The sequence below is a fragment of the Streptomyces phaeofaciens genome (genome assembly GCF_014648915.1).
Lineage (GTDB): Bacteria > Actinomycetota > Actinomycetes > Streptomycetales > Streptomycetaceae > Streptomyces > Streptomyces phaeofaciens.
On sequence record NZ_BMSA01000072.1, the window covers coordinates 1 to 9,843 of the forward strand.

Sequence of the window (9,843 nt, forward strand, 5' to 3'; positions counted from 1 at the left end):
GACGCCGCCTGGCACCTCCACCACCTCACCCACCACCACCCCCTCCAAGCATTCGTCGTGTTCTCCTCGGCGGCGGGGGTGCTGGGGCAGGCGGGCCAGGCTGGTTACGCGGCCGCCAACGCCTTCCTCGACGCGCTCGCCGTGCGGCGGCGGGCCGAGGGGCGGCCGGCCCTGTCCCTCGCATGGGGCCTGTGGGCGGAGTCCAGCGGGATGACCGGGCGCCTCGGGGAGGCGGACCTGCGCCGGCTGCGTCGTACGGGGCTCACCGGCATGGCGTCCGAGGAGGGGCTCGCCCTGTTCGACGCGGCGCTGCGGGCCGTCGCCGTACGGCCGGACCGGACGGTGCTGGTGCCCGCGCGGCTGGATCTGGCGGCGGCACGGGCGGGAGGCGGGGTGCCGGCGTTGCTGAGCGGGCTGGTGCGGCCCGCCGTGCGGCGGGCGGCGACCGGTGCCGGGCCGGGTGCCGGCGAGTTGAGCGGTTCGGCGGCGCTGCGCGACCGGCTCGCGGGGCTGGCGCCCGCCGACCGGGACCGGGCGCTGCTGGACCTGGTGCGCCGTCATGTGGCGGTCGTCCTGGGCCATGCGGAGCCCGAGCGGGTCGGTCCCGAGCGGGGCTTCCTGGAGCTGGGCGTGGACTCGCTGACCGCCCTCGAACTGCGCAACCGCCTCGGGACCGAGACCGGCCTGCGGCTGCCCGCGACGCTCGTCTTCAACCACCCCACCCCGGCGGCCGTGGCCCGCTTCCTGGACGCCCGGCTCTTCCCCGCACCAGTGGCGGCCACGTCGTCCTCGGCGGCGGAGTCGTCCGCCGACGCGCACGACGACGGATACGACGACAGGTTCGACGACGCATACGTCAGCGAGGGCGTCGGTGCGAGCGCCGGAGAGAACGCCGGCGAGAGCACCGGCGAGACCGGCAGCGCGATCGACGAGATGGACCTGGACGACCTGGTCCGCGCCGCCCTCGGTGACACGTGACCCTCCCCCACCTCTACTCCCACCTCTACTCCCTCCTCCGCCTCCCCCGACCCACCGCCCCCTTCCCGGACGTGCCGTAGTCCTCCCCAGAGCCTCGGAGTATTCGTTGACCGCGTCGAATGAAGAAGTCGTCAAGGCGCTGCGGACCTCGCTCAAGGAAGCCGAGTCCCTGCGGCAGCAGAACCGTGCGCTGGCGAGGGCGGTCTCGGAGCCCATCGCGATCGTCGGCATGGCCTGCCGCTATCCCGGGGACGTCACGTCTCCCGAGGAGCTGTGGCGGCTGGTGGCGGACGGCACCGACGCGATCTCCGGGTTCCCGCAGGACCGCGGATGGGACCTGCCGGGCCTGTACGACCCGGATCCCGAGGCGGTCGGCCGCAGCTACACGCGTTCCGGCGGGTTCCTGAGCGGCGCGGCGCTCTTCGACCCGGACTTCTTCGGCATCAGCCCGCGCGAGGCGATGGCGATGCATCCGCAGCAGCGGCTGCTGCTCGAAGTGTCGTGGGAGGCACTGGAGCGCGCGGGCGTCGACCCGACATCGGTGCGGGGCAGTCGTACGGGCGTCTTCGCGGGCGTGATGCACCAGGACTACGCGTCCCGGATGCGTCGTACGCCCGACGACCTCGAGGGCTACCTGATGACGGGCAGCCTGGGCAGCGTGGTGTCGGGCCGGGTCGCCTACACGCTGGGCCTCGAGGGCCCGGCGGTGACGGTCGACACGGCGTGCTCGTCGTCGCTGGTCGCGCTGCATCTGGCGAGCCAGTCGCTGCGGCAGGGCGAGTGCTCGCTGGCGCTTGCGGGCGGGGTGACGGTGATGACCTCGCCGGTGGGCTTCGTCGAGTTCAGCCGGCAGCGTGCGCTGTCCCCGGACGGCCGCTGCCGGTCCTTCGCGGCGGGCGCGGAGGGCACGGGCTGGGCCGAGGGAGTGGGCGTCCTGGTCCTGGAGCGGCTGTCGGACGCCCGGCGCAACGGCCACCGGATCCTGGCCGTCGTTCGAGGCTCGGCCGTCAACCAGGACGGCAGCAGCAGCGGCTTCTCCGCCCCGAACGGCCCCGCGCAGGAGCGCGCCATCCGGCAGGCGCTCAAGAGCGCCCGGCTCGCCCCGGCGGACGTGGACGCCGTCGAGGCCCACGGCACCGGCACCACGCTCGGCGACCCCATCGAGGCCCAAGCCCTCATCGACACGTACGGGCAGGACCGGCCCGCCGAACGGCCCCTGTGGCTGGGCTCGTTGAAGTCCAACATCGGGCATGCCCAGGCCGCTGCGGGCATCGGCGGTGTCATCAAGATGGTCAAGGCGCTGGAGCACGGGGTGCTGCCCCGCACCCTCCACGTGGACGAACCCACGCCGCACGTCGACTGGACCGCGGGAGGGGTACGGCTGCTCACCGAACAGCGGGAGTGGCCCGAGGGCGGACGTCCGCGCCGGGCCGCCGTCTCCTCCTTCGGCATCAGCGGCACCAACGCGCACGTCATCCTGGAGCAGGCTCCGGAGGAGACGACGCCCACCGCTCCCGTCACTGAGCCCGTGCCCGCACCCGCGTCCGGGGCACTCGTCCCTCTGGTGTTCTCCGCACGGTCCGCCGAGGCCCTGCGCGCGCAGGCCCGACAGCTGGCCACGTTCCTCCGGGACGGTTCGGCGGACGTACGCCACGTGAGCCATGCCCTGTTGACCCGACGGGCCTCCCTGGAGCGGCGCGCGGTCGTGCTCGGGGCGGATCGAGACCAACTGCTGCATGGGCTGCGAGCGTTGGCGTCCGGTGCCGAGGCACCCGGTGTCGTCACGGGTCACGGGGACGGCGGGCGGCCGGTGTTCGTGTTCCCCGGCCAGGGATCACAGTGGACCGGGATGGCCGTCGAACTCCTCGACACGTCCCAGGTGTTCGCCGAGTCCATCGCCGCGTGCGAGGCAGCGCTTGCCCCGCACGCGGAGTGGTCGCTGAGCGAAGTGCTCCGCAACGGCCAGCCGTTGAATCGGGTGGACGTGGTGCAGCCCGCCCTGTTCGCGGTGATGGTGTCGCTCGCCGCGGTCTGGCGATCCCTGGGGGTCGAGCCCGCCGCCGTCGTCGGGCACTCCCAGGGCGAGATCGCCGCAGCCGTCGTCGCCGGGGCACTCACACTCGAAGACGGCGCCAAGATCGCCGCCCTCCGCAGCCGCGCCATCCTCAAACTCGCCGGACACGGGGGAATGGTCTCCCTGCCCCTCAGCAGCAAGGACGCGACCGGGCTCATCGACCGCTGGGACGGCCGTATATCGATCGCCGCGCTCAACGGACCTCAGACCACCGTCGTCGCCGGAGACGCCACCGCCCTCGACGAACTACTGGCCCACTGCGAGACGGAACAGATCCGCGCCCGCCGTATCGACGTCGACTACGCCTCCCACACCGCACACGTCGAAGCCATCGAGAGCGACCTCGCCGAAGCCCTGAAGGGCATCACCCCGCACACCAGCACTGTGCCCTTCTACTCGACGGTCACCGGCGAGCCGATCGACACCGCACAGCTCGACGCCGGCTACTGGTACACGAATCTCCGCCAGACGGTCCTCCTCGAACCCACCCTCAAGCGGCTGACCGAAGACGGCCACACCAGCTACCTCGAATGCAGCCCCCACCCCGTCCTCGTCCCCGCCATCGACGAAACCACCGACGGCCACGTCACCGGCACCCTGCGCCGCGACGAAGGCGGCTGGCAACGCCTCCTCACCTCCGCAGCCCACCTCCACACCCACGGGAGCCCCGTCACCTGGCCCGTCGGCCATGCCCCGCACATCGACCTCCCCACCTACCCCTTCCAGCACCGCCACCTCTGGATCGAGGACATGGCCGTCGAGGAGAGCGGGGGTCCGTCCGGTGTCGACGGGTGGCGGTACGGCGTGGCGTGGCGGCCTGTGGACGGGGGCGGGGCGGCTCAGCCGGCCGGCACCTGGTGGGTCGTGGTCCCGGAGGGGTACGCCGATGACACCTGGGTGACGGCGGTGACGCGACGGTTCGCGGAGTGCGGCGCGCGAACCGTCGTGGTGGAGCTGTCGGCGGCCGACACGGACCGGGCCGCGCTGGTGGAGCGGCTGCGGGCACTGGGCGGCGAGGCGGAGGGTCCCGCCGGGGTGCTGTCCTTCCTCGCCCGGGACGCCGAGGCCACCCCGGCCGCACGGAGTGGTCCGGGGTTTCGGGTCCTCACCACGGGTGTCGCGCTCACGCTGACGCTGGCCCAGGCACTGCACGACCTCGGCCTGCGGACGCCGCTGTGGTGTGCCACGCAGGGGGCGGTGTCCACGGGTCCCGCCGAGGGTCCGGCCGATCCGACGCAGGCTCAGATCTGGGGTCTCGGCCGGGTCGTGGCCCTGGAACTCCCGCACGTATGGGGAGGGTTGGTGGATCTTCCCGCGCAACCCGACGACCGGTCCCTCGCTCTGCTGCTGGACACGGTGGCGAGGGGCGGTGAACCGGGCGCGGTCGAGGATCAGGTGGCGGTGCGCGTGGGCGGCGCCGTGGCCCGTCGGATGGTGAGCGCGGCTGTGGGCAACGCCCGGCCGGCGCGGCGGTGGCGGCCCCGGGGCACCGTGCTCGTCACGGGTGGCACGGGCAGTCTCGCGCCCCGGCTGGCCCGCCGGCTGGCGGAGACGGGGGCCGAGCACCTGGTGCTGGTGAGCCGCTCGGGACCGGACGCGCCGGGTGCCGCCGAGCTGTCGTCCGAGCTGACCGCGCTGGGGGTCGCGGTGACGGTGGCGGCCTGTGACGTGTCGGACCGGGACTCGGTCGCGGAGTTGCTCGCACGGCTGCGGGCGGACGGCCACACCGTGCGGACCGTGCTGCACACCGCCGCCCACATCGAGCTGGCGCCGGTCGACGGGACGGCCCTGGAGAGCTTCGACGCCGTACTCGCGGCCAAGCTCGGCGGCGCCGAACATCTCGCGGAGCTGCTGGACGCCGGGGAGCTGGACGCGTTCGTGCTGTTCTCCTCGATCGCCGGGTTCTGGGGCAGCGGCGACCATGCGGCGTACGCGGCGGCCAATGCCGCGCTGGACGCGCTGGCCGAGCGGGGCCGGGCCCGGGGCCTGCCCATGACCTCGGTGGCGTGGGGCGTGTGGGAGGACGCGGTCAACACCTGGAAGAACCTGGGTGACATGGACGTGGAGGCGCGGCGCGAGCGGGTGCGCCGACAGGGACTTCCGCTGATGCCGCCCGAGTCGGCCCTCGCGGCCCTGGAGCAGGCGCTCGACCAGGACGACACGTTCGTGGCCGTTTCGGACATCGACTGGGAGCGGTTCGTCCCGCTGTTCACGGCCGTGCGGCCGAGCCGGCTGCTGTCCGAACTGGCGCCCGCGCGGGCCGTGTCGGAGCGTGCGGCGCGAGGTGCTTCGGAGGGACCGGCCGCATCGTCGTCCGCCGGTTCCGAGCTGCGGGAGCGGCTGGCGGGACTGTCACCGGCGGAGGGGGAGCGGGTCCTGCTGGACCTCGTCGGCGCGCACGCGAACGCCGTGCTCGGGCGTGCCGCGACCGAGGCGATCCGTCCCGACCGGGCCTTCAAGGACCTGGGTTTCGAGTCCCTGACTGCGGTGGAACTGCGCAACCGGCTGAACACGGCCACCGGGCTCCGCCTGCCCGCCACACTCGTCTTCGACCGTCCGACGCCGCTCGCGCTCGTCGGGCACCTGCGTGAGCAGCTCCTCCCCACGGCCCTTCCCACGGCCCTTCCCACGACCCGTCCCGAAGTCGCCGACGCGAGGCCGAGGCGTACAGCCGCCCAGGACCCGGCGGAGGACGCCGTCGCGATCGTGGGCATGGGGTGCCGGTTCCCCGGAGGCGTGGACTCGCCCGAGGCTCTTTGGCAGGTACTCGCACAGGGCGCCGACCTGGTCTCGGGACCGCCCGCCGACCGGGGCTGGTCGCGGACGGGGGCCGCCTTCGGCGTCGACGACCCCGAGCTGCTGCGGGGCGGCTTCCTGCGGGACGTGAGCGCGTTCGACGCGGACTTCTTCGGGATCAGTCCGCGCGAGGCCCTGGCCATGGACCCGCAGCAGCGGCTGCTCCTGGAAACCTCCTGGGAGGCGTGCGAGCGGGCGGGCGTCGACCCGACGGCACTGCGCGGCAGCCGGACCGGGGTCTTCGTCGGCGCGATGTCCCACTCCTACGGGCCACGGTCGAGCGACGCACCCCCGGCCGTGCGGGACTACGTCATCACGGGCAGCGTCACGAGCGTGATCTCCGGCCGGCTGGCGTACGCGTACGGTCTCGAAGGCCCGGCGATCACCGTCGACACCGCGTGCTCGTCCTCGCTGGTCGCCCTGCACCTGGCCGTGCAGTCGCTGCGGCGGGGCGAGAGCGAACTGGCCCTGGCGGGCGGGGTGGTGGTGATGCCCACACCCGACGTGTTCATCGGCTTCCGCCGGATGGGCGCACTGTCGGAGACCTCACGCTGCAAGGCGTTCTCGGACGACGCCGACGGGTTCGGCCTGGCCGAAGGCGTGGGCATCCTGCTGCTGGAACGACTGTCGGACGCGCGCCGCAACGGACACCCCGTCCTGGCCGTCGTCCGGGGTTCGGCCCTCAACCAGGACGGCGCCTCCAACGGACTCACCGCCCCCAACGGCCCTTCCCAGCAGCGGGTCATCCGGGCGGCGCTGGCCGATGCCGGCCTGGCCCCGGTCGACGTGGACGCCGTCGAGGCGCACGGCACCGGCACCCGTCTCGGCGACCCCATCGAGGCCCAGGCCCTCATCGCGACCTACGGGCAGGCCCGGCCCGCCGAACGGCCTTTGCGGCTCGGCTCGTTGAAGTCAAACATCGGCCACACCCAGGCCGCCGCCGGCGTCGCGGGCGTGATGAAGATGGTGCTGGCGATGCGGCACGGCGTCCTGCCCAGGACCCTGCACATCACCGAGCCGACGACCCACGTCGACTGGTCCGCCGGCACGGTCGAGCTGCTCACCGAGCAACACGAGTGGGCGGCCGGCGAACGTCCGCGCCGCGCAGGCGTGTCGGCCTTCGGTATCAGCGGGACGAACGCGCACGTGATCCTGGAACAGGCACCGCAGGAGTCCCGTCCCGAAGCGCCGACGGACCGCCCGGCGGTCGCGTGGCCCCTCTCCGCACGCTCCACCGAGGCCCTGCGCGCGCAGGCCGCACGACTACGGGACGCGGTCGTCGAGCACACCGAGTGGACCCCCTCGGCCGTGGCGCAAGCCCTCACCTCCGGCCGGACGCGCTTCGAGCAGCGGGCGGTCGTGGTGGGTACCAGCAGGGAGCAACTCCTGGTCGGGCTGGCGGCATTGGCGTCCGGCGACGAGGCGCCCGGTGTCGTCACCGGGCACGGAGACGGCGGGCAGCCGGTGTTCGTGTTTCCCGGCCAGGGATCACAGTGGACCGGGATGGCCGTCGAACTCCTCGACACGTCTGCGGTGTTCGCCGAGTCCATCGCCGCGTGCGAGGCGGCGCTTGCCTCGCATGTGGAGTGGTCGCTGAGCGAAGTGCTGCGTGATGGGCGGCCGCTGACCAGGGTCGACGTCATCCAGCCCGCCCTGTTCGCCGTGATGGTGTCGCTGGCCGACCTGTGGCGGTCGCTGGGGGTCGAGCCCGCCGCCGTCGTCGGACACTCCCAGGGCGAGATCGCCGCAGCCGTCGTCGCCGGCGCACTCACACTCGAAGACGGCGCCAAGATCGCCGCCCTCCGCAGCCGCGCCATCCTCAAACTCGCCGGACACGGGGGAATGGTCTCCCTGCCCCTGAGCAGCAAGGACGCGACCGAGCTGCTGAAACGATGGCCGGACCGCATATCCATAGCCGCGCTCAACGGGCCTTCCACCACCGTCGTCGCCGGAGACGCCACCGCCCTCGACGAACTACTGACCCACTGCGAGACCGAAGGCGTCCACGCGCGCCGTATCGACGTCGACTACGCCTCCCACACCGCACACGTCGAAGCCATCGAAAGCGACCTCGCCAAGGCACTGAAGGGCACCACCCCGCACACCAGCACCGTGCCCTTCTACTCGACGGTCACCGGCGAGCCCATCGACACCGCACAGCTCGACGCCGGGTACTGGTACACCAACCTCCGCCAGACCGTCCTCCTCGAACCCACCCTGAAGCGTCTGACCGAAGACGGCCACACCAGCTACCTCGAATGCAGCCCCCACCCCGTCCTCGTCCCCGCCATCGACGAAGCCACCGACGGCCACGTCACCGGCACCCTCCGCCGCGACGAAGGCGGCTGGCAACGCCTCCTCACCTCCGCAGCCCACCTCCACACCCACGGGAGCCCCGTCACCTGGCCCACCAGCCACACCCACCACATCGACCTCCCCACCTACCCCTTCCAACGCAACCGCTACTGGCTGGAGGCCACCCCCACCCCAGCGGCCACCAGCGCACACCCTTTCCTCGACGCCACCATCCCCCTGGCCGGCAGCGACACACTCCTCCTCACCGGCCGAATCTCCACCCACACCCACCCCTGGCTCACCGACCACGCCGTATGGGACACCACACTCCTGCCCGGCACCGCACTCGTCGAACTCGCCGCACAAGCCGCCGACCGCGCCGGATGCGACGTCGTGGAGGAACTGACACTCCAGGCACCTCTCGTCCTGCCCGAAGACGACACGACCGACCTCCAACTCACCGTCGAAGCACCCGACGACACCGGCCGCCGCAGCCTCACCATCCACAGCCGCCCCACAAGCCACACCGGCTGGACCCGCCACGCCACCGCCACACTGACCCCCGCGACAACCCACCCCGACTGGGACCTCACCACCTGGCCCCCCACCGACGCCCAACCCCTCGACCTCACCGACCTCTACCCACGACTCGCCCAGCAAGGACTCCGCTACGGACCCGCCTTCCAAGGCCTCCACACAGCCTGGCGACGCGGCAAGGAACTCTTCGCCGAAGTGCGGCTCGCTCAGGGCGAGGAGGGCACGGCCGACCGATACGGCCTGCACCCCGCCCTCCTCGACGCGGCCCTGCACACCAGCCTGATCGACGGCATCGACGGCATCGACGGCACCGACGACGTCCGACTCCCCTTCGCCTGGACCGGCGTCACCCTGCATGCCACCGGAGCCACCACCCTCCGCGTCCGCATCACACCCCAGGGACCCGACACCCTCACCCTCACCGCGGCCGACCAGAACGGCCGGCCGGTGGCGACCGTGTCCTCGCTGGCCGTACGTCCGGTGGCGCGGGAGCAGTTGGCCGCGGCGAGCAGTGCGGTCACGGCGGCGGACGCGCTGTTCGAGGTGACGTGGACGGAGTCCGCCCCGGGCGGTACGGCGGCGGTGCCCGCGTCCCCCGGCGTCCGCGCGGCCGTCGTAGGGCCGGATGCGCTGGGGCTGGGCGCGGCACTCGGTTCGGTGGTCACGGTCCCCGGTCTCGGTGCGCTCGCCGATGCGCCGCCCGAGGTGGTCGTCGTCCCGTGGGACCGGTCGCGGGAGGAACTGGCGGGCGAGTCGGTGACCCGGGCGCTGGAACTGTTGCGGGAGTGGCTGGCCGACGACCGGTTCACGGACGGGCGTCTGGTGCTGGTGACCCGGGGCGCGGTGGCCGTCCGGGACGGTGAGGACGTCTCCGACCTGGCGGCGGCCGCCGTGTGGGGGCTGGTGCGGTCGGCACAGGCCGAGCATCCGGGGCGGGTGGCGATCGCCGACGTCGACGAGCCGGACGCCGTGCGCGCCGTGGTCGCGGCGGTGGGCTCGGGTGACGGTGCGCAGGCGCAGTACGCCGTGCGGGGCGGCCGGGTTCTCGTGCCCCGGCTGACTCCGTCGCGGGCTGCCGCCGGCGAGGCGGCACGGTGGGATCCGGAGGGCACGGTGCTGATCACCGGTGGCACCGGCACGCTCGGCTCACTCATCGCCCGCCA

General features: G+C 73.1%; 1 protein-coding gene and 1 pseudogene. Both read left to right on the plus strand.

Annotation, left to right across the window (positions count from 1 at the left end):
• Positions 1-978 (plus strand): beta-ketoacyl reductase (locus IE275_RS45330; RefSeq protein WP_189718557.1); only part of this gene is annotated, 978 nt, incomplete at its 5' end.
• Between the two features lie 109 nt (positions 979-1,087).
• A pseudogene (locus tag IE275_RS45335) lies at positions 1,088-9,843 on the plus strand (type I polyketide synthase); the annotation flags it as partial.